The sequence below is a fragment of the Calothrix sp. PCC 6303 genome, from assembly GCF_000317435.1.
Classification (GTDB): domain Bacteria; phylum Cyanobacteriota; class Cyanobacteriia; order Cyanobacteriales; family Nostocaceae; genus PCC-6303.
Genome location: NC_019751.1, coordinates 4,140,701 through 4,165,954 on the forward strand (window position 1 = coordinate 4,140,701; position 25,254 = coordinate 4,165,954).

25 protein-coding genes are annotated in these 25,254 nt (G+C 41.4%); 8 read left to right on the forward strand and 17 right to left on the reverse strand.

The annotated features are described in order from the left end of the window. The first annotated feature begins 143 nt into the window (after window positions 1-143). Entirely contained in the window at window positions 144-1,361 is a 1,218-nt protein-coding gene (locus CAL6303_RS16980) for a potassium/proton antiporter (RefSeq protein ID WP_015199045.1), read from the forward strand. Between the two features lie 17 nt (window positions 1,362-1,378). Here the strand turns inward: CAL6303_RS16980 and CAL6303_RS16985 are convergent, their stop codons facing one another. Beyond that, window positions 1,379-1,879, reverse strand: coding sequence for a molybdenum cofactor biosynthesis protein MoaE (locus tag CAL6303_RS16985; protein ID WP_015199046.1), 501 nt, complete (start codon window positions 1,877-1,879; stop codon window positions 1,379-1,381). 99 nt (window positions 1,880-1,978) lie between these two features. On the opposite strand from CAL6303_RS16985, the gene CAL6303_RS16990 reads away from it, so the two are divergent. Next, window positions 1,979-2,731 (forward strand): DUF1995 family protein, encoded by a 753-nt coding sequence (locus tag CAL6303_RS16990; protein WP_015199047.1) that lies wholly within the window; start codon window positions 1,979-1,981, stop codon window positions 2,729-2,731. A gap of 138 nt (window positions 2,732-2,869) precedes the next feature. Continuing rightward, window positions 2,870-3,151, forward strand: a complete 282-nt coding sequence (locus CAL6303_RS16995) for an antibiotic biosynthesis monooxygenase (RefSeq protein ID WP_015199048.1) — start codon at window positions 2,870-2,872, stop codon at window positions 3,149-3,151. Between the two features lie 127 nt (window positions 3,152-3,278). On the opposite strand, the gene CAL6303_RS17000 is transcribed toward CAL6303_RS16995, so the two are convergent. The 6 genes from CAL6303_RS17000 to CAL6303_RS17025 all read right to left on the reverse strand — a co-directional run bounded on the left by CAL6303_RS17000 (window position 3,279) and on the right by CAL6303_RS17025 (window position 8,493). Next, on the reverse strand, window positions 3,279-3,566 hold the full coding sequence (locus CAL6303_RS17000; protein WP_015199049.1) for a hypothetical protein: 288 nt from the start codon (window positions 3,564-3,566) through the stop codon (window positions 3,279-3,281). A 56-nt stretch (window positions 3,567-3,622) separates the two neighbouring features. Beyond that, window positions 3,623-4,084 (reverse strand): VOC family protein, encoded by a 462-nt coding sequence (locus CAL6303_RS17005; RefSeq protein ID WP_015199050.1) that lies wholly within the window; start codon window positions 4,082-4,084, stop codon window positions 3,623-3,625. A gap of 95 nt (window positions 4,085-4,179) precedes the next feature. Beyond that, complete coding sequence (locus CAL6303_RS17010) at window positions 4,180-5,169, reverse strand: FHA domain-containing protein (protein WP_015199051.1); 990 nt, start codon at window positions 5,167-5,169, stop codon at window positions 4,180-4,182. A 237-nt stretch (window positions 5,170-5,406) separates the two neighbouring features. After that, window positions 5,407-6,132 carry a 6-phosphogluconolactonase gene (gene pgl / locus CAL6303_RS17015; RefSeq protein ID WP_015199052.1) on the reverse strand — a complete coding sequence of 242 codons (726 nt, stop codon included), beginning with the start codon at window positions 6,130-6,132 and terminating at the stop codon, window positions 5,407-5,409. Window positions 6,133-6,338: 206 nt separating this feature from the next. Beyond that, the gene (locus tag CAL6303_RS17020; RefSeq protein WP_015199053.1) at window positions 6,339-7,565 is read right to left on the reverse strand and encodes an LL-diaminopimelate aminotransferase; all 1,227 of its coding nucleotides are present in this window, start codon (window positions 7,563-7,565) and stop codon (window positions 6,339-6,341) included. 148 nt (window positions 7,566-7,713) lie between these two features. Then, window positions 7,714-8,493, reverse strand: coding sequence for a photosystem II S4 domain protein (locus CAL6303_RS17025; RefSeq protein WP_015199054.1), 780 nt, complete (start codon window positions 8,491-8,493; stop codon window positions 7,714-7,716). A 390-nt stretch (window positions 8,494-8,883) separates the two neighbouring features. On the opposite strand from CAL6303_RS17025, the gene CAL6303_RS17030 reads away from it, so the two are divergent. Continuing rightward, a complete protein-coding gene (locus CAL6303_RS17030; protein ID WP_015199055.1) occupies window positions 8,884-10,365 on the forward strand; it encodes a site-2 protease family protein in 1,482 nt (493 codons plus the stop codon). A gap of 212 nt (window positions 10,366-10,577) precedes the next feature. Here CAL6303_RS17030 and sigC read toward each other — a convergent pair whose 3' ends face one another. Next, window positions 10,578-11,906, reverse strand: coding sequence for an RNA polymerase sigma factor SigC (sigC, locus tag CAL6303_RS17035; protein WP_015199056.1), 1,329 nt, complete (start codon window positions 11,904-11,906; stop codon window positions 10,578-10,580). A gap of 729 nt (window positions 11,907-12,635) precedes the next feature. Further along, window positions 12,636-13,568 carry an NAD(P)H-dependent glycerol-3-phosphate dehydrogenase gene (locus CAL6303_RS17040; RefSeq protein WP_041740724.1) on the reverse strand — a complete coding sequence of 311 codons (933 nt, stop codon included), beginning with the start codon at window positions 13,566-13,568 and terminating at the stop codon, window positions 12,636-12,638. Window positions 13,569-13,769: 201 nt separating this feature from the next. On the opposite strand from CAL6303_RS17040, the gene rpsU reads away from it, so the two are divergent. Beyond that, entirely contained in the window at window positions 13,770-13,949 is a 180-nt protein-coding gene (gene rpsU / locus CAL6303_RS17045; protein WP_015199058.1) for a 30S ribosomal protein S21, read from the forward strand. A 212-nt stretch (window positions 13,950-14,161) separates the two neighbouring features. Here rpsU and pth read toward each other — a convergent pair whose 3' ends face one another. The 5 genes from pth to pdxH all read right to left on the reverse strand — a co-directional run bounded on the left by pth (window position 14,162) and on the right by pdxH (window position 18,609). Beyond that, entirely contained in the window at window positions 14,162-14,791 is a 630-nt protein-coding gene (gene pth / locus CAL6303_RS17050; protein WP_015199059.1) for an aminoacyl-tRNA hydrolase, read from the reverse strand. A gap of 92 nt (window positions 14,792-14,883) precedes the next feature. Next, a complete protein-coding gene (locus tag CAL6303_RS17055) occupies window positions 14,884-15,132 on the reverse strand; it encodes a TatA/E family twin arginine-targeting protein translocase (RefSeq protein ID WP_015199060.1) in 249 nt (82 codons plus the stop codon). 308 nt (window positions 15,133-15,440) lie between these two features. After that, window positions 15,441-16,475 (reverse strand): GTPase ObgE, encoded by a 1,035-nt coding sequence (gene obgE, locus CAL6303_RS17060; RefSeq protein WP_015199061.1) that lies wholly within the window; start codon window positions 16,473-16,475, stop codon window positions 15,441-15,443. 184 nt (window positions 16,476-16,659) lie between these two features. Then, window positions 16,660-17,727: a tRNA 2-thiouridine(34) synthase MnmA gene (gene mnmA, locus CAL6303_RS17065; RefSeq protein WP_015199062.1), complete on the reverse strand. Its 1,068-nt coding sequence runs from the start codon at window positions 17,725-17,727 to the stop codon at window positions 16,660-16,662. A 237-nt stretch (window positions 17,728-17,964) separates the two neighbouring features. Then, window positions 17,965-18,609 carry a pyridoxamine 5'-phosphate oxidase gene (pdxH, locus tag CAL6303_RS17070; protein ID WP_015199063.1) on the reverse strand — a complete coding sequence of 215 codons (645 nt, stop codon included), beginning with the start codon at window positions 18,607-18,609 and terminating at the stop codon, window positions 17,965-17,967. Between the two features lie 374 nt (window positions 18,610-18,983). On the opposite strand from pdxH, the gene CAL6303_RS17075 reads away from it, so the two are divergent. The 3 genes from CAL6303_RS17075 (at window position 18,984) to CAL6303_RS17085 (ending at window position 23,065) form a co-directional block, all read left to right on the forward strand. After that, a complete protein-coding gene (locus CAL6303_RS17075) occupies window positions 18,984-20,072 on the forward strand; it encodes an AI-2E family transporter (protein ID WP_015199064.1) in 1,089 nt (362 codons plus the stop codon). Between the two features lie 523 nt (window positions 20,073-20,595). Then, entirely contained in the window at window positions 20,596-21,414 is an 819-nt protein-coding gene (locus tag CAL6303_RS17080) for a segregation/condensation protein A (RefSeq protein ID WP_015199065.1), read from the forward strand. A gap of 484 nt (window positions 21,415-21,898) precedes the next feature. Next, window positions 21,899-23,065 carry a sugar phosphate nucleotidyltransferase gene (locus CAL6303_RS17085; protein WP_015199067.1) on the forward strand — a complete coding sequence of 389 codons (1,167 nt, stop codon included), beginning with the start codon at window positions 21,899-21,901 and terminating at the stop codon, window positions 23,063-23,065. Between the two features lie 100 nt (window positions 23,066-23,165). Here the strand turns inward: CAL6303_RS17085 and CAL6303_RS17090 are convergent, their stop codons facing one another. The 3 genes from CAL6303_RS17090 to crtE all read right to left on the reverse strand — a co-directional run bounded on the left by CAL6303_RS17090 (window position 23,166) and on the right by crtE (window position 25,139). Beyond that, window positions 23,166-23,489: an IS66 family transposase gene (locus CAL6303_RS17090; protein WP_051036690.1), complete on the reverse strand. Its 324-nt coding sequence runs from the start codon at window positions 23,487-23,489 to the stop codon at window positions 23,166-23,168. Between the two features lie 39 nt (window positions 23,490-23,528). Further along, window positions 23,529-23,996 carry a divergent PAP2 family protein gene (locus CAL6303_RS17095; RefSeq protein ID WP_015199068.1) on the reverse strand — a complete coding sequence of 156 codons (468 nt, stop codon included), beginning with the start codon at window positions 23,994-23,996 and terminating at the stop codon, window positions 23,529-23,531. A 216-nt stretch (window positions 23,997-24,212) separates the two neighbouring features. Further along, complete coding sequence (gene crtE / locus CAL6303_RS17100) at window positions 24,213-25,139, reverse strand: geranylgeranyl diphosphate synthase CrtE (RefSeq protein WP_015199069.1); 927 nt, start codon at window positions 25,137-25,139, stop codon at window positions 24,213-24,215. Window positions 25,140-25,254: the final 115 nt, after the last annotated feature.

Here is a 25,254-nt window from a genome sequence, read left to right on the forward strand (position 1 = left end):
CATTTTTCAAAGAAGGAGTTTTTCTTCTTTTCGATTTTCCATTCCCTCTCGGATTTTTCACAGTCTCGAAAGATCACAGTCAACGTGAAAATGTTATGAGTGCTATCTTTTGGATATAAGTCGAGCGGAATAGAACAAACTTGATGTTGTCAGAACAGCTATTTATCATCGCTGGAGTTCTTCTACTAGCAAGCATTTTTGCCAGTAAAGCGGCAATTAAATTTGGAATTCCGGCACTCCTTTTGTTTTTGGGAATCGGAATGTTGGCAGGATCAGAAGGAATTGGTGGTATTTATTTTGATGATCCTCGGTTAACCCAATTAATTGGTACTCTAGCACTAACACTAATTTTATTTGCAGCTGGCTTAGATACAGAATGGCAGCGAATTCGCCCCGTTTTTGCTAAAGGTCTAATTTTAGCTACTGTTGGAGTCATCATCACAGCAATAATAGTTGGGCTATTTGCCTGGTTTATACTAGGTTCTTTTTCATCCTTCAATGTTGGACTACAAGGGATTACTTGGCAACAGGGGCTTCTATTGGGTGCAATTGTTTCATCTACTGATGCGGCAGCTGTGTTTTCTATTCTCCGCGCTAGCAATTTAAACCTCAAGGGAAATTTACAACCCTTATTGGAACTGGAATCCTGTAGTAATGACCCAATGGCAGTATTACTAACAGTGGAGTTAGTTAAAATTATCATTACATCCAATACCTCACCCATCACCTTTGGATTATCCTTGATGCAACAGCTAGTTGTAGGAATGATTTTAGGGTATGGTGCAGGTCGAGGAATAGTTTGGGTTTTAAATAATCTTCGCCTCAGTAGTCAAGGTTTATACCCTGTAGCAACCCTTGCTTTGGTGCTATTAACATCTGGAGTCACAACTGTGGTGGGTGGCAATGGATTTCTAGCCGTGTATATTGCTGGGATTGTAATGGGTAATTACAAATTTACCTGTCAAGAAACAATTATCAGTTTTCATGATGGCTTGAGTTGGTTAATGCAAATTATCATGTTTCTGGTTTTAGGGCTACTGGTTTTTCCATCACAGTTGTTACCTATTGCTTGGATTGGGTTAACAATAGCCCTATTTTTGATTTTTGTTGCCCGCCCCATCAGTGTGTTTTTGTGCCTTTTACCGTTTCGGCTCAATGTACGCGAGAAGATTTTTCTTTCTTGGGGAGGATTACGAGGGGCTGTACCAATTGTCTTGGCTACTTTCCCCTTGGCAGCGAGAATTTCTGATGCTTCTCAATTATTTAATGTAGTTTTTTTCGTTGTCCTAATTTCAGTATTATCTCAAGGCTTATCCCTGACTCCCGTTGCCCGTTGGTTAGGACTAATTAATAATCCATGAAACTAATTTTTCCAACATTAACAAGCATTTCCCTCTAATTGCTCACAAGCACCAATGCTTACCCAATTACTAGAACCATCATGAAAATGCTCCTTTTTCCAAATTGGGGCATTATGCTTAAGTGTATCAATAGCATAGCGGCAAGCTTCAAATGCCTCTGAACGATGGGGACATCCAATAGCAACCAAAACGCTAATTTCGCCAATTTGTAACCTACCAACGCGGTGGTAAATAACTACACGATTCACATCTGCCCACTGTTGTCGAATATTGGCAGCTATTTGATAAAATACTTGGAGTGCCATGGGTTCGTAAGCTTGATACTCTAAAGTCACAACTGGTTTACCATCAGTTTGATTACGAACTGTTCCACTCATCACTACCACTGCTCCATTTGCCGCATCATCAGCTTTGTTGTAAATTTCATTCATGGATAGTGGTGCAAAATGAATTGCAAAACTATCTTTTGAGTAAGGTTTGGCTGGAGTGGTGAGGTTAGATACAATACCTGAATTCATTTGATTGCTGATATTATTTACAACTAATTTTAGCTTTCAGATGATTTAAGCAAACAAGTGTCAAAAATATCTTCAATATAAAATTCACAATTTTTCCCCATGCCTCAACTCCCTAATTCCTTAGAAGATGCAATTTTCCAAGCCCGTGAGGCAACTTTAGCTGCTATTGCTGATGGGTGTACTAGGCTACAGGTTGAGTTATTATTTCCTGAATTAAAGCCCATGCCAGTTGCTGAAGAATTTATTCCCACTTTTGCATCTTATGGTGACAAATTAAAGGTATTTTTTGCCGATGCTGGTGCTGCTGCCCTTGCTCGTCGAGACTGGAAAGATGTACCATTTAAAATCTGGGATGTTGGGACAGGTAGAGCATCAGCTGCACAGCCAAAAATTCAAGCAGAAGATGAGATGTTTTTGTTTATTGCCCCAACTTCGGTGGAAGTTGCAGAGTTGGAAAGGTTGTGTGGGGAAATTGGTGAACAACGTCCATTCGTAATGTTAAATCCCAAGTTAGAAGATTCGGGAACGGTGGGTATTGGGTATGCTGCACGTAATATCAGGATGCGCTTTATTAGCACGATTGAATCATGTTATTACTTACGTCCAGTTGATGATGAAACAGCACTTTTCCGCTGCTATCCAGGAATGTGGGAAGTTTGGGTAGACAAAGATGGAGAATATAAAAGAATTGCTGAGTTAGCAAATAAACCTTCAGGCGATGAGCTAGATTTGATTTTGGCAAAGGGACAAACTACTACTACTGAGGATGGAAAAACACTTACAACTGTAGCTGGGAAAAAGCCCAGTGTTTTTCGGGGCTTGCAGCGCTTTATTAAAGCCTTAAGTCGGTAGTATTGTCAGATATAAATTGGGGATTTACTCCGTTATAGCGTTTCCCAAGCAAAAGCGGGGAGGGTTGGGGAGGGGACATTTTGGACCTCACCAGAATGGGAAAGGCTATAGCTTTTGATAAATGATAAAATAACAACTATGCAGCATGTATTAATTATTCATGAAGTTGAGGATTATCAAATCTGGAAAAAAGTGTTTGATCGTGCTACTGATATCAGAAAAAAAGCTGGTGAAATTTCCTATCAAGTTTTAAAGTATGAGAATGAGCCGAATAAAATTGTTCATTTCTCGGTGTGGACATCTATCACGGATGCAAAGGCATTTTTTGAGTCACCTGAATTGGTAAAAATTAGGAAAGAAGCAGGTGTTAAGGCTCCGGAATTTATATATTTAGAGGAATTAGAGTCAGGGGTTTTATGATGGTTTTAGTATTGGATTTTTGTCCACTAGTACAGCATGGCGTAAATAACTAGACCATTATTTGACCATGAAAGGCATAGTAATAAAGGGCTTTCCCCCACTGCCTACTCACTACTGCCTTGACGTACTAGCTTTTTGCTAAAACAATGCTGATATTTTTACTGCTATTATCCCAGATAATCCAACTGAAATTATCATCTAATTCTTGGTCAATATTTGCCACTTTAAAATATAACTTTTCACCACCGCGTTCGATGGCAAAGTCAGCATTTTGAGCATATATAACTTTAAAGCCTTTGTCGCGTAGCACAAACATAGACCACTGTTTTAATGATTGCTTGGCTGGCTCGTGGGGAATCAATGGTCTGTTGAATGCATCTTCAATGACTGGATATAGTTCTTTAAATTGGGACATTTTTCCAGAGAATAGTTAAGTGTAAAAATGAATCAAACTTCATCAATTTAATATTTTTACACTGGATCGCAACGAATCTCAATCATCAAGCCATCTGGATCGTAAAAATATACACCTTTACCAGTGGGACGGGTGATTGGACCATATGCGATCGCTATTTGATGATCTTCCAGTACCTGTAAGGCTTTATTAAATAATTCAGGTGCAATATCAAAAGCTAAATGGTAAGCACGGGTAAACTTATGTTCCGGATTGGGATCTGGTGGTAATAGCTCTGGTTCTCCAAATAAATCCAAAATCGTCCCGTCAGGAGTGATGAAGTTAGCAACTTTTCCCTGTGCAACTAATTCTAAGAGGGTTTCGGGAATTTCATCTCCAATTAGTTCCTGTAAACCTAGAATTTTCCCATAGAAATACTTCGATGCTGACATGTTTTTCACATTCAAAGCGATGTGATGCACCCGTCGTAATTCACCTGCTGTTAAAAAAGTCTTAACTGATTCGGTTTGAGATAGCATGATGTCAAAAATATTTTGAAACTATTGAGGGGACAGGAACCCAAGAGGATTTAATTCCATGTCCCCACATAAATTATTTCAACATTCAACAACAGTTAGCTGAGTTGAAACAAGAATGTCACCAAATCTCCCTTACCTAAACCAACGCGATCGCCAGGTCGCAAACGGTGCCTATTTCCAGGTAATAGGGGTAGATTATTCACGTAAGTTCCATTAGAACTACCTGCATCTTCAATGTAGTAGGCATCACCTTCGATCCGAATATCCGCATGAATTCTAGAGACGACTTCCGAATTGGGGAAACCTGAGATATCTATATCAGGAGGAATGCGGTCGTTTGTTTTGCCAATGTGAATTACTGAAAGATTCTGTGGTAATTCAATCTGCCGATCACTTTGGATGTGAATCAACAGTGCTGTTATTTGTTGTAACTGTGTCGGAGTCACAGGTAAAGATGTTATTTCCGCTTCGGCAGCAGGCATTGCAGGTGCTTCCACCTCAGCTACTGGTTCCGGATCGGGTGCAATAGTGATTTCAGGTTCTGATATTGCCGCCACTGGTTCGGGGTCAGGTGCAATAGTGATTTCAGGTTCTGCCGCCACTGGTTCGGGTGCAACGGGTGCCGCCACTGGTTCGGGTGCAACGGGTGCTGCCACTGGTTCGGGTGCAACAGGTGCTGCCACTGGTTCGGGTGCAACAGTTGGAGGAGGTTCTACAACAGGCAGTGATGCAACAGTTTCCGACCCTATTGGCTGTACTTGTGGAGTTACAACCGTCGGCGGCAATGTCGAAGACTCAGGGGGGATAATTGGAGCTGTCACCACCACAGGTTGAGGTGGAATGAGCGGGTCAAATCCAGCTAGTGGTGGTACTTCCAGAGGGATTTCAGTTGGGGGTGGGGCAACAACTGCGGTGGCTGCCGCAGCTCGTAAATTAAAACCACACTGACCACAAAACGAAGCATCTGCCTGTACAGTTGCCCCACAGCTTGGACAATTAACTGTAGCTGGTAAGGGGGTATAGCAAGCTTCACACTGAACGGCACCGTCTGGGTTGGGGTGATTGCAGTTAGGGCAGACGATCATGAAGTTAAACCTTTTTTTCGGTCATCGTGGAATATAGAACAAATTAGAGGATAGACTCTAGCTATCGATTTTAACAATTGAAATTCCCGCCACACCTTTTGGGGTGAGTGGGTGGGTAGATTAAGTGTCGATGTCATGTTTTAGGGGAGTGACTGTGTTTTCTGGTGGCACATACTCGCCCAATTTGTGTTTGTTTTCAAGCTTGACAAAACTTGAATGTTTACAAAATTTGATATTTTAGCCCGGTTGCAATTCGCCACCTGCTGCTGCATCTAGGAGCCACCAAAGTTCTCCTTGAGGTTGAATGAGCCGCGATGGATAAGCGAAGTTATCGGCTTCCGGCGCAAAGACTTGGGCTAAAGCTGGTCTTTTGTTTGCACCCGCCACTATAAACATAACGCAGTGTGCCGCGTTAATAAATGGGTAGGTGAAGGTAATGCGGGAATTTTCGTCTTTATTCCCGACTGTAATTAGTTTGTCGGTGACTTTTAAAGCTTTGGTGTGGGGAAATAGTGAGGCTGTGTGAGCATCATCACCCATGCCTAGTAAAATTACATCTAGCGCCGGAAAATCCCCTGATTGGGACTGAAAAAACTGTTGTATATCTTGTTGATATTTAGCAGCAGATACCTCTGGATTACCATCCAAGGTGGGTGTCGCATGGATGTTTTGGGGGGGAATAGGTACTTGGTTTAACCAGGCTTCCCGTGCCATTTTTTCGTTGCTATCGGCATGTTGTGGGGAAACATAGCGCTCATCACCCCAAAAAACGTGAATTTTGTCCCAAGGTAAATTTTGGGATGCGATCGCTTGATATAACGGTTTAGGTGTACCGCCTCCAGCTAGGGCAATTGTAAACCGCCCCCGTTGCTGAATCGCCTCATCTAATTTAGCAAGAATCAGTTCAAGCGATCGCGTGATCAAATCTGCCTGATTGGGTAAAACTTCTAGCTTTTTTGTCATTGCCTTCTTGATCGTATTACTCGCTTCCAGCAATACAATAACGAAATTCTCACCCGTCTTTAGTTAGTTTGTAAAACATTTAATGAATTTAAAGAAAAAAGGGAACAGGGAATGGGGAATAGGCAGCAGTATTTTTCTTTACCGTCACTGCCTGGATTCGGAGACATCCAATCTCCCAAAGCTGCAACCACATTCCCTATTAACTTTTAACTGTTTGCAATTCTTCTCATCGCTTCCTCTACATTTTCCCGACTGTTAAATGCAGAAATGCGGAAATAACCTTCACCCGCAGCACCAAAACCAGAACCTGGTGTCCCTACTACATTCACCGAATGTAGTAATTTATCGAAAAACTCCCAACTAGAAAGTCCATTGGGGGTTTTAACCCATACATAGGGCGCATTTTCACCACCATATACCTGAATACCGGATGCTGTGAGGCGTTCGCGGATAATTTTGGCATTTTCCATATAAAAATTCACCAAGGCTTGTGTTTGTGCCTTTCCTTCAGCAGAGTAAACTGCTTCTGCACCCCGTTGAATTACGTAGGAAACTCCGTTAAATTTAGTGGATTGACGACGATTCCACAATTTCCATAACTCCACATCAGAACCATCAGCAGCTTTTGCTGTGAGGGTTTTGGGGACTACTGTCAAAGCGCAACGAGTCCCTGTAAACCCTGCATTTTTGGAGAAGGAACGAAACTCAATTGCACATTCCCTGGCTCCAGGAATTTCGTAAATTGAGTGAGGTAAACTAGGATCGGTAATAAAGGCTTCGTAAGCTGCATCAAAGAAAATAATTGCACCGTTAGCTCTAGCATAATCAACCCAAGCTTGGAGGTGTTCTTTGGTTGCGGTTGCACCTGTGGGGTTATTGGGGAAGCATAGGTAGATTAAATCTACTTTTTCAGTTGGTATCTGTGCAGTAAAATTATTTTCCGCTGTAACGGGGAGATATACTAAACCCCCATATTCCCCAGCTTCATTGGCATCACCTGTATGCCCTGCCATCACATTTGTGTCTACATACACGGGGTAAACAGGGTCAGTCACGGCAATTTTGTTATTATTGCCGAAGATATCCAGAATATTCCCATTATCGCACTTAGAACCATCAGAAATAAAAATTTCGCTAGCATCCACATCACATCCACGGGCTTGGAAGTCGTGTTTAGCGATCGCTTCTCGTAACCAAGCATATCCCTGTTCGGGACCATATCCTTTAAAACCGTCCCTAGTCCCCATTTCTTCCACTGCTTTAATCATGGCAGTACGGCAAGCTTCCGGCAAAGGTTCGGTGACATCCCCAATTCCCAAGCGAATCACCTTTGCATCAGGGTTTACATCGGCAAATGTATTTACCCGTCTGGCGATTTCTGGGAACAGATATCCAGCTTTGAGTTTGAGATAATTATCGTTAATAGTTGCCATGTTGGGATTATTAAAATGCTTCAGAAATAAAGTTTACCGCGCTTTGCAGTAAATCCGGTTTATTCTGACAAATACTGCTAATTGGAGAACTTGTGAGGCTTCCTCAAATAAAGCTAATTTCATAATCACCCAGAAGTTTTATATCTGCCTACATATATCTAGTTAATTGCACACGATAGCGATCCTTTTTCGTCACGGCAATTTCTCCCACTTCCAAACGTCCTTTTCCCCTCACAGCAACTAAGTCGCCAGTTTTGAGTTGGAAACTAGCTTGACTGGTATCTTTCCAGTTAACCCGCACATCACCACCATCAATTAGGTCTACCATTTTACTGCGGGACATACCAAAACCAGCAGACGCGATCGCATCCAACCGCAAAGACGCTTCTACCGTTGTCATTTCTTTTTTCTTGGGTTCACGGATTTTCAGTTCGCTAATGTCTATCCGCCGAGTTTTCACTGGTACCGAACGCACCTGTTGAAGGCTCATTTCCAAAAATTCTACCAATTCTGGGACAACAATTACCTGTGCCCCCCGTTCTCCCAATACAATAATGTCACCAGTTTTTTCCCGCACAATACCGGTTCCCAACATCGAACCTAAAAAATCCCGATGGGTAGCAGTATCAAACAAAAAATTCCCCGCAACATCCAAAACAGCAATCTCAACTTGAGCCTGTTCCAAGGGTAAATCTGAACGTGCGATCGCAATCCGTTGGCGTTCGGCTTGGGGATATCCACCCCAAGCTACCAAATGTACCTCTGTTAACCGATTAAATGCCCTCTGCGCTTCTGCTAACTCCGGCGGAGACAAAAAATCTGTAAACACAATTTCCCATGTCTTGATGGCTTGTTCTGCATGATCTATAACACGGGCAACACTATCCCGATTCTCAACACCCTTTAATAATTCTTCCCTTGGCAGCATTTTGTTTTGGTATTTGGAGATCTTAGTTCTTATATACTGAAAACGGTTATAAAGTGGACTTTTAAAATCGCTATTACCTTTGATTAGTCAGGTTTTAGCTAATCGCTAACCGCTCGAAGTATATCTTAGATTTTAAAGCTTTGTTCTTGGAGATGTAGCAGATATATCACCTTGCAGTGTTTCAGCAAGAGGCTATATGGAAATTTCAACCCTATAAAGACTACAATATTCAAGGCTGATAATCCTGACAATACCTGCGCCAATTTTCTCAGAACACTCACAGGCTTCGGTTTTCGGGATTTATCCATGTTTTTCGCATGAAATTATAAATTTTGCCTTTAACATCAAAGTAGAATTCCAGTTTAGTTGTTAAGAACAAAAGGTTTGGAGATGTCTATAGCTTCAGAGACTCCTTTGGTAGCGGCAATCGTGCTTGTCGCTTTTGGTATTTTAGGTTGGGGCTTTTATCGCGCCAGACCTTTTGGTAAGCTAGGAATCCTTGCCTGGTTACAGTCTGTCGTACTTATGACTCCCTGGCTAATATTTTTTGGGTTATTTGCCGCTGGAATCTATATCAATATTGTTGGTATCTTATTTTTGCTACTGATTTTTACTGCTTTGTATGTCTATATCGGCAAACAATTACGAGCGGCAGGACAAGATGCACTGATTCAGAAAAAGGCAGCGGAAAGACTCGCATCACAGTCACAAACAGATCCCCAAGAGGAAAACTTAGCTACTGCTGTTAGTACATCTGAAATTATACCTATTCCCGAAGAAGATTTAACCAGCATCAAAGGTGTTTTTGGAATCGATACTTTTTTTGCCACAGAAACAATCCCCTACCAAAATGGAGCAATATTCAAGGGAAATTTACGAGGTGAAGCAGAAATCACTTACAACCGTTTAAGCAGCAACTTACAGGATAAATTAGGTAATAAATATCGGCTTTTCCTAGTCGAAAACACTGACAATAAGCCAGTGGTCGTGATTTTACCTAGCCTAAATGACCCACAGCCAGCAACTATAGCCCAAAATGTATTTGCTGGAATACTACTAATAGCAACAATTGCTACTAGCTTTGAGGCTGCGGGTTTACTGCTAAATTTTGATTTCTTTTCCCAACCCCAGCGTTATTTGGAAGTGTTACCTATTGGCTTAGGTATCTTTGTGATTTTGATTATCCATGAAATTGGTCACTGGGTCATTGCCCGCCGTTATCAAGTGCGGTTGGGTTTACCATTTTTCCTGCCAGCAATCCAAATTGGTTCCTTTGGGGCAATTACTCGCTTTGAGTCACTCTTACCTAGCCGGAAAGTATTATTTGATATTGCTTTGGCAGGTCCTGCGGCGGGTGGAATTGTATCTATATTGATTTTGGTATTGGGTTTACTACTATCAAACCCAACCAGTTTGTTTCAATTACCCAGCGAATTTTTCCAAGGTTCAATTTTGGTGGGAAGCTTGGCTAAGGTAATACTGGGTTCAACTTTGCAAGCCGGAATTGTCAATGTCAACCCATTGGTAATTGTCGGCTGGGTAGGTTTGGTAATTACGGCATTAAATTTGATGCCAGCGGGTCAATTAGATGGTGGTCGAATTGTCCAGGCAATATATGGGCGCAAAATTGCTAGTCGGGCAACTTTAGCAACCATCGCTGTCTTGGTTTTAGTTGCTTTGGGAAATCCATTAGCGATGTATTGGGCAATTGTGATTGTGTTTTTGCAGCGAGATTTGGAACGTCCTAGCTTGAATGAAATTACTGAACCTGATGACGCTAGGGCTGCATTGGGCTTGTTAGTCTTATTTTTGATGATTGCGACGCTTTTACCTCTAACTCCAGCTTTAGCTGGGAGATTAGGCATAGGGTAGGGGACTAGTAGCTCAAGGTAATGGGGAAAAGCCTATTATTACTGGGCTTTTCAGGATTAAATAATGGTCTTATTTACGCGGTGCTGTATTAGGATAAATTATTCTACGCCACTGATTCAAATTCTTCAAATTACGCTGATGTAGTTGGAATCTAATTTATGGCTAGACTCCAACTACCTCATTTTTGAGACTTCAGCAATAATCAAAATATTTTAGGTGAGGGATTCTAGGTAATCACGAATCAAGTTACGGCGTTTGGGTTGACGTAATTTTTGTAATGCCTTGGATTCAATTTGGCGGACACGTTCTCTTGATAAGTCTAAAGCGCGTCCAATTTCTGCTAATGAATAGGGATGTCCATCAGCCAAGCCAAAACGCATCAAAATCACATCCCGTTCACGGGTAGTCAAATCAGACAATAGGTGATGTAAATCTCGTTGGAGTGATTCGCGCATCAACATTTCTTCTGGGGTGACACTATCAGTTTCCAATAATTCCCCAAGTTCGGTATCTTTATCTTTACCAACCTTGGTTTCTAATGAAACTGAGCGAGGTACACGTAACAAAACCTCACGCACAGCAGTGGGAGTCATTTCCAATTCCACTGCCAAATCTTCCAAAGTTGGGGTGCGTCCCTTTTCTTGGGCGATTTTCCGCTGTGCTTTTTTGATTTTGTTCAGTTTTTCGGTAATGTGGACAGGGAGGCGAATGGTACGGCTGCTGGTTGCGATCGCACGAGTGATCCCTTGGCGAATCCACCAATAAGCATAGGTACTAAAGCGATAACCTTTGGTGGGGTCAAACTTCTCTACAGCCCGCTCTAAACCTAATGTACCCTCTTGAACCAAGTCCAAAAGTTCTAAGCCACGATTTTGATATTTCTTGGCAACAGATACAACCAAGCGCAAGTTTGCCTTGATCATATGTTCCTTGGATTGGAGTCCGCTACTTTGCATTTGCTCCAATTCTTCCACCGTCAACTTAGCAACTTCTGCCCAGCGACGTTTACCCTTAGCCAAGATTTGCTTGAGTTCAAATACATCTACACCAGCAGTACTTGCCCATCGCTCCATAGAAGGACGGTGCCCTAACTCAGATGCCAAACGTTCTTGAGCCTCAATAATTCGCAGGTAGGGAGCAATAATTTCATCACCCTGCTTGGCTGCATTTGCTAAAACAACCCGTAACCGTAGGTAGCGCTGAACTTTTTGAGCTTCAGAAACCTCTTCATCTCGACCTAATAATCGAACTCGACCAATTTCTTGAAGATACAAACGTACCAAGTCAGTGCTGCGACGGTTTGGTGCAACCGCAAAACTAGACGGATCTTGAGCAACCATTTCCAGTTCCTCTAAATCCTCCTGTGTCAAGTCGCTTTCTTCGACTTCTACATCAATATCGGCTTCTATCTCAATATCAAGCTCGACTTCAGTATCAACTTCAGCTTCCACATCTACATCAACTGCAAGTTCTGGGTCAAATACTTGGTTAGACTGTTGGGCTTCGTAGGCGGCATCTGCATAAAAAGATGTTGCTGGCATAAGAATCGTCTCAATGGCTCCAGGTAACAATAGATTGTGGTAAGCAGGACTGCGGAAGGTGTTTTGGTGCTAGATGCTTGGGAAGAATCTTCCCTAAACCTTTCTGGCTCATCCTTCTGAGACTGCAAACCCGAAGGTCAGCTAATCAACTGTTGCTATTGTTCCCGCGATTCTGCATGAACTAACACAGTTGAAAGAAATTTTTTGATTTTTTTTGGAAAAAGTATCTTTAGTTTTATTTAATACTTAAGTATTAAGCTTTGTACTGCTAATTTAGGAATCAAATTTGACTTGATAAAATTCTTTGTGTCTCTATAAACGGGCTTTTTCATAATTAAGCAGATTGCAAATCCCAAAGTATTAGATGTGATTTTTATGACGTAATTTAAATTTAGTTAAGTATAAATATCAATCAACTAAATTTATAGTCATATCTACATAGCTGTAGTGGTGATTTCCTGAAGGTTTTAGCCAAGTGTCAACGATCTTTGATTAAGTATTGTTGGTGAAATATAAAGAGTGTATGAAATGCGGTATCAAGAGCTACTGAGGAAAAATTGATGCGAATGTTCAATCCTGAAGCTGCGGTACAGGATAAGGGATGCTATGTAAGAGGAACGACATCAAGAATATGTCTAATTAATTCTGTCTGAATACTTATGATTTTTTTAACTTGGCTGTATCTGAAGTTAAATACATTTTTTGAGCATAAATGATCAAAACTTAATATTAATCATTATATTCGGGCTTAATATTCCGTTCCATGAGTTCTTCAAGTGCTTGTCGAGGTGATATTTCACCTTGGAGAACGCGATAAACTTGTTGAGTGATGGGAATAGAAATATTTTGTTCTCGGCTACGCTTGACTAATACCGAACAAGTATTGACACCTTCAGCAGTTCCTTTGAGGTGGATAAGGATCTGGTCTAGGGTTTTATTCTGAGCTAATTGATAACCAACTTGGTAATTTCGGCTGAGGGGACTATTACAAGTTGCTAGTAAATCTCCCAAACCTGATAAACCATAAAATGTTTCTGCTTTTGCTCCCCAACAGACACCAACTCTAACCATTTCAGTTAGTCCACGAGTCACTAAAGCTGCTTTTGCATTAGTACCTAACTGTAAACCATCACAGGAACCGGATGCGATCGCTATTACGTTTTTAAGGGTTCCTCCCAGTTCGACACCGATGGGGTCAAGATTTGTATAAACTCGAAAATGCCGGGAAGAGAAAACCACCTGCACCAATTCCGCAGCGGTTGCCGAATAACTAGCAACAACTGTTGCGGATGGTAATTTTTGCTGAATTTCTGGGGATAAATTGGGACCAGATAGCACAACTATTGAATGGGTGGGAAAGGTTTTCTGCCAGATTTGCGATGGTGTACAGGCTGTTTCTGCTTCTAAACCTTTGGTTGCTGTGACAAAAACTGCATTTTCCGGAATGGATAAAGATTGGAGTTCCATTGCTATCTTAGATACTCCCTTCATGGAAACCGCAGATAAAATAATATCGGCATCCTTCACGGTATCAGCTAAAGATGCCGAACCACTACGTGACCAAATTTTCACATCGTGACCATTGGCAGATGCTATGGATGCTAAACTACTTCCCCAGGCACCAGCACCGAGGACAGCGATTGATTTGGAATCGGAAGGTATGGGATTAGCCAATTTTGGGGTTTTTGTTAAAGAATAAACTTTACAGCATTCCAGCTTGAAAAACAGCTGATCTAATTTTTGCACAACCGGGGGATTTGGTAAATTTCGCTCTCCTAACTTCCTCTGCACTCACCCCTTTCTGTTTTCCCCTTAGCTATTACAATAGAAAATGATCAATTACGAGGAGAATAAGGGGATAGAATGACCCAGGTGGTTTTAGGCGAAAACGAAGGTATAGAGTCTGCGCTACGTCGCTTTAAGCGTCAGGTTTCCAAAGCTGGGATTTTAGCTGATGTCAAGTACCATCGACACTTTGAAAATCCACAAGAAAAGCGCAAACGTAAGGCTGTATCAGCTAGACGTAAACGGCGTTTTAAGTAGGTCGATTTTCCGGTTGGGTGGTGCAAGCTGTTAATGCTGCCCATCAACCAATTCCATCAATCAATTTAAGATTAGAAGCTATTAGTTTATTTAGGGAGTGATCAACAGTGCTGTTTATGTAGTGTGAAATTGCTTTAGGCAAAAAAACCGGGAAATTATTTACTAACATATAGTTTTTTGGGGTAGAGACGTTATTTATAGCGTCTCTATTCTTATGGAATTGTAATTGTCTGACTATTACAACGATTCATAGCTTTTTCCACACCTTGTTGAATCGATAGTTCTACACATTCTATAACAAATGTCAATACCTGCTCCATTAATTGGGTTTCTGCGGCATTAAATTTACCTAAAACGTGGGAAACTGTATCTTTGTCTTCTGCGGAGACGTTTTTAGGTTTGCCGATACCAATTCGCAAACGGGGAAACTGGTCATTACCAAGATGTGCGATCGCGCTTTTCATTCCATTATGTCCCCCAGCGGATCCAGATAAACGTAACCTGGTTTTTCCAATAGGTAAATCCATGTCGTCATAAATGACTAAAACTGATTCTGGTGCCAGTTTGTACCAACTAGTTACAGCCTGCATCGACTGTCCGGAGCGATTCATATAGGTCATCGGCTTTAACAGTCTCAGCTTACCACCTGATGGTGCGATGCCTTCACCATAATCGCCTTGAAACTTGCGATTTTCGCTTAAGGGTATTTTCCACCCACGAGATAAAGCATCTATCGCGGCAAAACCAATATTGTGTCGCGTTTGATCGTATTTTGGCTCTGGATTTCCTAAACCTACAATTAATTGAGGAATTACTAGTTCTTTTTTCGCTGTTTCCGTCATTGTTTCTGTATCACATTCAACAATCAAGATTAAGGAGTGTTGGTTGATATCCCAAAATATCCCATAGTTTTACACTCCCAACCTCCACTTCACTAAGCTTCTTCTTGCTTTACCGCTTCAATCTTCTTGGGTTCAATTTCCGCAGTTGTCTTTACAGCTTCTTGTAACTGTACTGCTTCTTTTTGGAATTCATCCTGAAATTCCCGTGATGCTTCCTGAAAACCACGGATTGCTTTACCCATGCTACGTCCAATTTCTGGTAGTTTTTTAGGACCAAAGACTAATAGTGCTACAACCATGATTAAACCCATTTCTGGCAAACCAATACCAAAAAAATTCATAATTTTCTCCTACTAAATGTAAAGGGTGCGGCAAATACTTTAGGTGGAACACTAGGTTTGAGACATTCCGGTGGAATGTCTCTACGGGTTATTGATATCCTACCTTGGACTTTAGAGAACTCCACAAAAAAGATAATCCAATATTGTGGGATAGGCAGCGTTCGATGGTTCCTGAGGCTGTCGGAACGAAGTGTACCGGAAGTAAGGACTGAGCGCTCACGCCGAAGTCTTGCCTGTTCTTGTATTAGTAGCAGGCAAGATGCGTGCACCACAATAAATTTTGGGATATTTTTTTATTTGGAAGTGTCTTAGACTTCTACTAACTCGTATTCTTGCTCTTTTAGCTTCATTTCGTCTAAAATTTTCCAAACTTCCTGCATCATAGTTTCCAATCCGGTGCGGGTAACGGCTGAAATCACAAAAACCTGAAGTTGGGACAGTTGTTTGAGTTCTTCGGCTAGTACATCTAAATCAACGCTGTCTTGATCAATTGCGTCGATTTTATTTAAAACTAAAATTTGTGGTCGTTGTTCTAATCCCCGTCCGTATGCATTTAGTTCTTGGCGAATTGTATTGTAATCAGCAATTACATCATCGCTAGTGGCATCAATTAGGTGTAATAAGATCTTAGTACGCTCGATATGGCGGAGAAAATCATATCCTAAACCAGCACCATGGGAAGCACCTTCAATCAAACCAGGAATATCAGCAAAAACCGTACCATCTCCCGTAGGTTTGCGAACCACTCCTAAGTTAGGAATCAAGGTAGTAAAAGGATAATCAGCGATTTTGGGACGTGCTGATGATAAAGCTGAAATTAAAGTTGATTTTCCGGCATTTGGTAAGCCAATTATGCCAACTTCTGCCAACAATTTTAATTCCAAGCGCAGTAGTTTGATTTCTCCCATTAATCCAGGGAGACAGTATTCGGGAGCGCGATTACTATTGCTTAAAAAATGCTTGTTTCCTAATCCACCTTTCCCACCAGCCGCCACTACTAGGGTTTGTTCTGGCTCAGTTAAATCACCGATAATTGCATCAGTTGCGGCATCATACACAACAGTTCCACAAGGAACTTCCACAATCATATCTTTGCCATTGGCACCAGTACAGTTTTTTGGTCCCCCGCGTTCACCATCTTGACCCTTAAAGCGGTGATTGTAACGGAAATCCAGCAGTGTTTGGAGATGTTCCACACAGCGGAAAATAATCGAACCTCCTTTACCACCGTTCCCACCTGCTGGACCCCCGGCTGGTACGTATTTTTCCCGGCGAAAGGCTACCATTCCGTCGCCACCTTTTCCGGCTTCAACTTCAATATTTGCTTGATCAATAAATTGCATAGTTTGCTGTTAAGTTTGTTGTTAAGTTTTCTCTAAATTCTGTTAATTCTCTGAAAACAGGTCAAATGTCACAAATTAGACCTATTTTCCCCTGCTCCTTTAGCTCTTACTCCCCCTTCTTCCCTTGCTTCCCTTGCTTCCCCTGCTTCCCCTGCTTCCCCTGCTTCCCCTGCTCCTTTTCCCCCTACTCCCTACTCCCTGGTAATACCTCAATTATTCCACCACCCAGTACCTTTTCGCCGTCATACCAAACTGCTGCTTGTCCTGGGGTAACGCTAAATTGTGGTTCATCAAAGACAATTTTTGCCCGTGAATTTTCTAAGGGAATAACTGTGACGGGTGTGGGAGTTGAACGATAGCGAATTTGCACTTCTGCGCGAATGGGGCTAGAAGGTTCGGCGATTGATACCCAGTTGACTCGATGGATCGTACATTCAGGCTGTGTAGCTTTCATGCGATCGCCTACTATAACTTTATTACTAACTGCGTCTAAGGCAATTACATATAAAGGTTCAGCCGCTGCAATTCCCAATCCTTTCCTTTGCCCTATAGTGTAGTGATGTATACCATCATGTTGACCCAGGACTTTCCCGTCCATATCTACAATGTCACCTTGTTTCGGGGTTAAATACTTGTCTAAAAAGGCACGCATTGACCCGTTGCTTTCCACTAAGCACAAATCTTGACTTTCAGGTTTATCGGCTGCTTCCAATTCTTGTTCGGCTGCGATGCGACGAGTATCAGATTTTTGAATTTCACCCAACGGGAAAATCACCGACGCAAGTATATCTTGTGCCAAGTCGTAAAGAAAGTAAGTTTGGTCTTTATTACGATCTATCGCTCGGATTAATTCGTATCTCCCGCTATCAGGATTAAAATTAATTCGTGCATAATGTCCGGTAGCAATGATGTCAGCATCAAGATTCGCCTTTGCATATGCCAACATCGGACCAAATTTCACCGTTTTGTTGCATTGGGAACAGGGTAGAGGTGTTATTCCAGCACTATAACCATTTACCAAGTAATCAATAATATATGTTTGGAAAGTATCACGAATATCAACAACATGGTGGGGAATACCTAACTGTTCACAAAGTTTTGCCGCATCTACCATTCCCTCAGAACAACATTGACCCTTTCCTTTCATCAACCAAAGGGTCAAACCTATAACTTCATAACTTTGATTTTGTAAGATGGCGGCAGCTGTGGAACTGTCAACGCCGCCAGAAAGACCAACGACGACCTTTTTCATGTCCGTGAATGTTTCTAAACAAGTAATTATAGGCTAACACTATTGAATAGTGAAGCACTTACAATACACCAAAATTAAACACCAAAATTAAAAAACAAGTAATGAGTCTCTTGTGTAGCGGGCATTTATACAAGCACGTTTACGGGGGAAGTTTCCCGGCTGCCAACCCCCAAACGCGGTTAAAGCTACTCCTAACCCACCGTATGATAGTGATGGGTTACGGGTATATATCATTTACTAAGGCGATAATCGTTCAATCTGCCAACCACCATCTTCTAGGTAACTATAAAGTAAGCGATCATGTAAACGACTAGATCGTCCTTGCCAAAATTCAATTTCTGTTGGAACTACCCGCACACCTCCCCAATGTTCAGGACGAGGAATATCTTGATTTTCATACCTTTGTCGAAATTCTTCAAACCTGCGCTCTAAAAAAGAACGATTTTCGATGACTTCACTTTGATTGGAAGCCCAAGCACCAAGGCGACTTTCCCAAGGACGAATGTCAAAATACTTATCAGATTCAGTAGCTGATGTCTTCTCTATAGTTCCACAAACCCTTACTTGGCGTTCCAATTCTGCCCACCAAAACACTAAAGCAGCTTGAGGATTTGCAAAAGACTCTTGCCCCTTACGGCTGTTGTAATTGGTGAAAAATACAAAACCCCGTTCATCAAAATCTTTCAGCAAGACAACACGAGCGGATGGTGTACCATTGACTGTTGTAGTCGCCAGGGTCATTGCATTTGGTTCAGTTAATTTAGCTGCCAATGCCTGATCAAACCATCGTCGAAACTGAACAAAAGGATTGGGATCAACTTCATTCTTGCTTAAAGCTTGTAAGGTGTAGTTTTTGCGTAGGTCAGCTATATTTGTATCCATTATGGTGTGCATCCTGGTGGTTTATACTAAGGAATGGTTAAAAATTAGACATCTAAGAGCCTGTTTATAAAATAATTATTAAAGCGTAGGGTGCCTATAGCCTTGCGGCATCCAAGAAAAGCTTCAAGCGTAACGCACCAAATAATCAGTGCGTTACGGCTCAAAAAATCCGATGGACAACCCTAAGTAGCTATTAAGCCGTAACACACCCTACTTAATATTTTATTAATAAACACCCTCTAAAATGGCTAATTTCTAACTGCTCGGAGTTTACAAAATTTAACATCTCCTTGAGCAAAAATATCGTTCATAATCAATAGTTAAAATTACATTAGTTAAAATTACATTCGTCCAATTTGGCATCAGAAAATTGAATGCAACGTTCAGCCTATTTTCAAAATCTCCTATTTTACGGTTTGAGCGTTCCCATCGCTGCTTTAAATTTGTGGTTGCTATCGGTGCTATACCGATTTTTTCAGCATCCATTCACCATTATTTGTATAGCTGCGATTTTGGCTTTTTTGCTCAACTACCCTGTGAATTTTTTTGAACGTGTTCGTATTGTCAGGACTCAGGCGGTGGCACTAGTGTTGCTGGTGACGCTAACACTATTTGTGATTTTAGCAGTAACCTTAGTGCCTGTATTAATTGACCAAACCACCCAACTATTTGCGAAGATACCCGACTGGTTAACAACTAGCCAAGCCAATCTTCAATCTGTGGAAGCGTGGGCAAGAAGATTACGCTTACCTCTTGATTTCAGCGTGATTAGAAGACAAATTAATGCCACCATTGAAAATAACGCCAATACTCAAAATATCTTACAGCAGTTAGCGACAGGGGCTGTGGGATTTGCCGGGACTCTGCTTTCGGTAATCTTTGATTTTTTACTGGTGGTGGTGCTAGCTTTTTACATGCTGATATATGGCGATCGCGTCTGGCTGGGAATGATTAATTTACTACCCGAAAAATTTCGTGCTCCCTTCAATAATTCGCTACGGCTGAACTTTCACTATTTTTTCCTTAGCCAAATTTTGCTAGCATTATTCATGACTGCTACTCTGATTCCGATTTTCATTGTTTTGAAGGTGCCATTTGCCCTTTTATTTACAATCATTATTGGAATTTCCCAACTTATTCCCATCTTCGGCGCTACTTTGGGGATTGGTCTAGTGACAATGGTTTTGTTATTGCAGAATTGGTGGTTAGCAGTACAAGTTGCTTGTGTAGCAATTATTGTCCAACAAATTAAAGATAATTTAATCGCACCTAAGTTATTGGGAGAATTTATTGGACTAAATCCGATTTGGATCTTTGTCGCAATTTTAATGGGCTTTGAAATAGCTGGATTGCTTGGTACCTTAGTGGCGATCCCCGTAGCTGGAACCATTAAAGGAACCTATGATGCTATTATTACTACCAATCTGGAAGAAAAAAATTCAATTCCCCTCACCAGTGACTAGTTACATCTAGGTGTGATATCTAAGTAATACCTGTAATATGTGATTGTATAAATTTCAGGTCTGAATTGCTGATGAAATATCCTTTTTATATCATTTGTGAGAAACATTTAAATATATTTAAATATATAGTTTATCGTGAGAACTGTCATTCAGCGTTAGTGACATCTGTTACTTAGTAGTGGGTATCTAATGAAACAATTAAAGATTGCAATTATTTTTATATTTCTTTGAACTGTCCTGTAATTTAAGAATCATCTCCCGTTAAGGGAGCAAACATAGTTGGCTAGAGTCGAAACTATCTCTTGAGCGAAGAAGCAAAGGGGAAGGGAGTTTTCTCACTTTCGTGAGTAAGGAGCGTAACAGAACATGGGTATAGAACTACACCATTCCAGCAACTTCTTATGCTTCTCGGAATACAAAACTAAGTCCCAGTTTTCCCCCTACCTACTTTGACATCCAGTTGTTGATTCTAGCTATACTTTCCTATTTTTCCCTTCCTGTAAACCCACACTTCCAAATATTCATGGATGCTTCGGAGTTATTAGAAAAAATTACACAACTCATTCACCAAGCAGAACAAGGAGATATAGATCCTTGGGATGTGAAAGTAATTGAGGTAATTGATCGTTTTTTAGAACTAATGGCACCGGAGGTGACAACACGCGGCTATGAAGCTGATTTATCTCAATCGGGACAAGCCTTTTTATCAGCATCAATGCTAGTTCTATTTAAGGCAAATACCTTAATGCAGATGCAAGTCGCGGAAGATGAACAAGAAGCCTTTCTAGATGAACTATTGCCAGATCTCGAAGAAGGTTTACTGCACCATACAAAGCGACTACCCCTAGAACAAGCTATTCGTCGTCGCTCATCAGCAATGCCACCTCCGAAGCGCCGCGTAACCCTCAACGAGTTGATCGAGCAATTGCAAGTCATGGCTGATCAACTGAAAAAGGTGCAACAAAAAGAAGTTAAACCATTACGCGATATCTCCGATAGGGAACAACGCACACCATTTAATAGCGTCCGTTCCATGCGGCAAGCTTTGGATTTAGCTCACCAAGAAAATTTAACTGAAGTCGCCGCTGAACTAGAACAATTACTATATCGTTCAGCTAGCGAACTACTTTTAGAGGAAGAATGGATTAAGTTAGATCAACTGGTTGAATTATGGCAACAAGAAAAACAACCATTGCAATCACTATCAGCCCATCACCAATCACCCAACAGTAGTTTAGTTGGTGTTTTCTGGGCGTTACTACTACTTTCTGCTCAATCGAAGGTAGAGATTTACCAAGAAGATTTTTATCAAGAACTTAAGGTTCGTTTATTGAGTAAATAAGGTCAAAAAAGAGGCAGAACATGTGTAGGGGTTGCTGAATAACTATAAAACACTTATTTATCAATACTTTCGGGATTTTTTACCCTCTGGATTTTGACATCAGGCTGATTCCAGCTACCTAATTCTCCCAGTATCTTGGGAACTGTCAAATTCAACGTGAGTTCTGTAAAATTGGCTAAAGTAGAAAATTAGTAACTACATCTGTGGTAGCGACTTCCCTTAAAGTAGGATCAGGAATTCTGATTCTTTGACTTGTTTGTTGAAATTGAATCCAATTATAGATTTTTGGGAAAGCACAACCCGAAATCTGGGTAAATTGTAAACATAACCCATTATTAAGCATCTACCATAATGCTGATAATGATACAAAATCAAACAAATACGGTTATCCGTGCATTTCGGGATGACTTAGTATTGAATTAAACCGATGATGAAATATCACTCAATAAAAGTAAACTGGCTTGTGGTTGAGGAATAATTACATATGAAGGCGATGATTCTCGCAGCGGGCAAAGGCACACGCGTGCGTCCGATTACATACACCATTCCCAAACCGATGATTCCTATCCTGCAAAAGCCAGTGATGGAATTTTTACTGGAGCTTTTACGTCAGCATGGATTTGACCAAATTATGGTCAATGTTAGCCATTTAGCTGAAGAAATCGAAAGCTATTTCCGTGACGGTCAGCGTTTTGGTGTCCAGATTGGCTACTCCTTTGAAGGGCGAATCATGGATGGTACATTAGTTGGTGAAGCTGTTGGTTCCGCTGGTGGAATGCGACGCATCCAAGACTTTTCTCCGTTTTTCGATGACACCTTTGTGGTTTTGTGCGGTGATGCTCTAATTGATCTAGACCTCAGCGCTGCTGTCAAGTGGCATAAAGAAAAAGGCTCAATTGCCACCATTATTATGAAATCTGTCCCCCAGGAAGAGGTTTCTAGCTATGGGGTAGTTGTCACTGATGAAGATGGGCGCATTCAAGCATTCCAAGAAAAACCATCGGTGGAAGAAGCCCTTAGTACCAATATCAATACAGGTATTTATATTTTTGAGCCGGAAGTATTGAAATATATTCCCTCTGGCGTAGAATTTGATATTGGTAGCGATTTATTCCCGAAATTAGTAGAAATGGACGCTCCCTTCTACGCGATACCGATGGATTTTGAATGGGTTGATATCGGTAAAGTTCCCGATTATTGGCGAGCTATTCGTGGTGTCTTGCTTGGAGAAATCAAAAATGTCCAAATACCTGGTCATGAAGTTGCACCAGGTATTTATACTGGATTAAATGTCGCGGTTAATTGGGACAAAGTTGATATCACAGGTCCAGTTTACATCGGTGCTATGACCAAAATTGAAGATGGAGCAAAAATCGTTGGTCCAGCAATGATTGGTCCTAACTGCTGGATTTGCAGCGGTGCGACAGTGGAAAATAGTGTGATTTTTGAATGGTCACGTCTTGGTCCTGGTGTTCGCTTGGTTGATAAGCTGGTATTTGGACGTTATTGTGTTGACAAAGCCGGTGCAACTATTGATGTTCAAGAAGCTGCTTTAGATTGGTTGATTACTGATGCACGTCAAGATCCACCAAATCAAGATCCACTAGAAAGACAGGCTATTGCCGAGTTATTGGAGACAAATGCTACCTAGGATATAGCCCAATACAGTTCAGATAGAACCAAAAACCTTGTAGAGACGTAGCAGTACTACGTCTCTACAAGGTTTTTCACTCTCCCCCATTAAAAAGCGATTAAGAAGCAATCGGAATAGGAGGATCTTTTATACCTCTACGAGCCGGGGTAAGAATCATCGCAATATAAGCCCAAGGGTCAACTTTCCTTAGACGACAAGTTTCAATAACACTCAAAATAGAGCAGTAAGCCAAACTACCCTCTGCTGTTCGAGTTCCATAGCTAATACTTTGGGCAATTACAGCATGTCGTAAAGCCCGTTCTGCCTCATTATTAGTAGGCGGTAATTGCGGATTACAAAAACAAGCAACTAGAGCATCCCAATCATTTAAAATCTCATTTGCGAGAGCTTTTAACTTGGTATGCTCGCCAACCGTAGCCAATCGGCAGACTCGATAAAGGCGAGCGGGGGATTTGAATACTTACTGAATTGCCACATAAGCAACTTTTGCCAACCAAGAGACAGCCACACCTAGTACAGAACCAGCAATAACTTGGAATGGGGTATGTCCTAATAATTCTTTTAATCGATCTTGATGAAATTCGGGTTGTTCATCGAATAGTTCATCAATCATTTGATTAAGGATACGGGCTTGTTTGCCTGCTGCTTGACGAACTCCAGCGGCATCATACATGACGATGATGGCAAAAACCACAGCCAGGGCAAAATCTGGGGAACTCCAGCCAATTGTTTGCCCAACTCCTGCGGCTAAGGCAGTAACTAGGGCTGAGTGGGCGCTGGGCATTCCTCCAGTAGTAAATAATACACTTATATTTAATTTCCGATTTTTAACTAGCTCGACGACGAGCTTAATAGCTTGGGCAAGTAAACATGCTACCAGGGCAACCAGCAGCACCCGGTTGTTAAAGATGTCGCCTACGACCTGCATAGTGTTGTGTTTAAGTGTGTAAATATTAACAGCGAATGGTGATCAAATAAAGGGGGAAGGTCGTGAAATTTTCGAGGTTTACGCAGATGATTTGATTAACTTATAGTACAAGTTGGCGTAAATAAAGCGACAATTACAATCGGCGAAAAGCTTATAGATAGAATTTTCTTTCTTTTTACTTTTCCCTTTTTACTTTTGCCTTGGTGTTCTAGGCTGTTAGCGATCGCGTTGCGTAATATAGTGGGCAATTACCATCAGTGGTTGGGCTTTCTCTCCAAATGGTTCTAATTCTTGACAAGCATCTGCCACTAATTGATTGGCTTTGTTGCGGGATTCTTCAATACCCCACAAACTAGGATATGTAACTTTTTGGGATGCGAGATCCTTGCCTGCGGTTTTGCCCAGTTGCTCTTGGGTAGACGTGATGTCTAGGATATCATCGATAATTTGGAAGGCTAAACCAATATTTTGGGAATACCGGGACAAGCGTTGTAAATCATCTTCCGACACTCCTGCTAAGATTCCGCCACAGACAACACAAGCTTCTAGGAGTGCTGCCGTTTTGTGGTTATGAATAAAGTTTAGGGTTTCTAGGGATGTATCAGTTTTACCTTCTGATTCTAAATCTACCACCTGACCACCGACTAAGCCTGCGGCTCCCACAGCCCTACCCAGGCGGGAAATTACCTTTAATACTCTTTCCGCCGGGACATCCTTGGTATGTTCGACAATATACTCAAAAGCATAAGCTAGTAAACCATCACCAGCTAAAATTGCGATATCTTCACCATAAACTTTGTGATTTGTCAACTTTCCACGTCGATAATCATCATTATCCATGGCTGGTAAATCGTCGTGAATCAACGACATTGTGTGAACCATTTCCATCGCACAAGCGGTTGGCATTGCCATCTCAATTGTGCCACCAGTCATTTCACAGGTAGCGATGGTGAGGATGGGACGCAAGCGTTTACCACCTGCCATGAGGGAGTAGCGCATTGCCTCGTAGATGGTTTCGGGGTAGCGCATGGGAACTGCTTGATCCAAGGCAGCTTCACAAAGCTGTTGTCTGTCTTTAAGATAAGCTTTGAGGTCAAATGTAGTTTGTCCTTGGGTTTTTTGAAGATTATCTGCTGCTACCATGCTAAAAGTCCTTGAGATTTGATCGTGAGTTAATAAAAAAGTATGTTGGGCTTGAGATTTGGGATTTAGGAATTTTATTTTGAATGTTTAGCACTAACCCCTGATAGACCTTTGT

What these genes read in the sequence shown, in the direction of transcription:
- CAL6303_RS16980 (WP_015199045.1), top strand. Translation starts at nt 144, where the DNA reads ATGTTGTCAGAACAGCTATTTATCATCGCTGGAGTTCTTCTACTAGCA.
- CAL6303_RS16985 (WP_015199046.1), bottom strand. Translation starts at nt 1,879, where the DNA reads ATGAATTCAGGTATTGTATCTAACCTCACCACTCCAGCCAAACCTTAC.
- CAL6303_RS16990 (WP_015199047.1), top strand. Translation starts at nt 1,979, where the DNA reads ATGCCTCAACTCCCTAATTCCTTAGAAGATGCAATTTTCCAAGCCCGT.
- CAL6303_RS16995 (WP_015199048.1), top strand. Translation starts at nt 2,870, where the DNA reads ATGCAGCATGTATTAATTATTCATGAAGTTGAGGATTATCAAATCTGG.
- CAL6303_RS17000 (WP_015199049.1), bottom strand. Translation starts at nt 3,566, where the DNA reads ATGTCCCAATTTAAAGAACTATATCCAGTCATTGAAGATGCATTCAAC.
- CAL6303_RS17005 (WP_015199050.1), bottom strand. Translation starts at nt 4,084, where the DNA reads ATGCTATCTCAAACCGAATCAGTTAAGACTTTTTTAACAGCAGGTGAA.
- CAL6303_RS17010 (WP_015199051.1), bottom strand. Translation starts at nt 5,169, where the DNA reads ATGATCGTCTGCCCTAACTGCAATCACCCCAACCCAGACGGTGCCGTT.
- pgl (WP_015199052.1), bottom strand. Translation starts at nt 6,132, where the DNA reads ATGACAAAAAAGCTAGAAGTTTTACCCAATCAGGCAGATTTGATCACG.
- CAL6303_RS17020 (WP_015199053.1), bottom strand. Translation starts at nt 7,565, where the DNA reads ATGGCAACTATTAACGATAATTATCTCAAACTCAAAGCTGGATATCTG.
- CAL6303_RS17025 (WP_015199054.1), bottom strand. Translation starts at nt 8,493, where the DNA reads ATGCTGCCAAGGGAAGAATTATTAAAGGGTGTTGAGAATCGGGATAGT.
- CAL6303_RS17030 (WP_015199055.1), top strand. Translation starts at nt 8,884, where the DNA reads ATGTCTATAGCTTCAGAGACTCCTTTGGTAGCGGCAATCGTGCTTGTC.
- sigC (WP_015199056.1), bottom strand. Translation starts at nt 11,906, where the DNA reads ATGCCAGCAACATCTTTTTATGCAGATGCCGCCTACGAAGCCCAACAG.
- rpsU (WP_015199058.1), top strand. Translation starts at nt 13,770, where the DNA reads ATGACCCAGGTGGTTTTAGGCGAAAACGAAGGTATAGAGTCTGCGCTA.
- pth (WP_015199059.1), bottom strand. Translation starts at nt 14,791, where the DNA reads ATGACGGAAACAGCGAAAAAAGAACTAGTAATTCCTCAATTAATTGTA.
- CAL6303_RS17055 (WP_015199060.1), bottom strand. Translation starts at nt 15,132, where the DNA reads ATGAATTTTTTTGGTATTGGTTTGCCAGAAATGGGTTTAATCATGGTT.
- obgE (WP_015199061.1), bottom strand. Translation starts at nt 16,475, where the DNA reads ATGCAATTTATTGATCAAGCAAATATTGAAGTTGAAGCCGGAAAAGGT.
- mnmA (WP_015199062.1), bottom strand. Translation starts at nt 17,727, where the DNA reads ATGAAAAAGGTCGTCGTTGGTCTTTCTGGCGGCGTTGACAGTTCCACA.
- pdxH (WP_015199063.1), bottom strand. Translation starts at nt 18,609, where the DNA reads ATGGATACAAATATAGCTGACCTACGCAAAAACTACACCTTACAAGCT.
- CAL6303_RS17075 (WP_015199064.1), top strand. Translation starts at nt 18,984, where the DNA reads ATGCAACGTTCAGCCTATTTTCAAAATCTCCTATTTTACGGTTTGAGC.
- CAL6303_RS17080 (WP_015199065.1), top strand. Translation starts at nt 20,596, where the DNA reads ATGGATGCTTCGGAGTTATTAGAAAAAATTACACAACTCATTCACCAA.
- CAL6303_RS17085 (WP_015199067.1), top strand. Translation starts at nt 21,899, where the DNA reads ATGAAGGCGATGATTCTCGCAGCGGGCAAAGGCACACGCGTGCGTCCG.
- CAL6303_RS17095 (WP_015199068.1), bottom strand. Translation starts at nt 23,996, where the DNA reads ATGCAGGTCGTAGGCGACATCTTTAACAACCGGGTGCTGCTGGTTGCC.
- crtE (WP_015199069.1), bottom strand. Translation starts at nt 25,139, where the DNA reads ATGGTAGCAGCAGATAATCTTCAAAAAACCCAAGGACAAACTACATTT.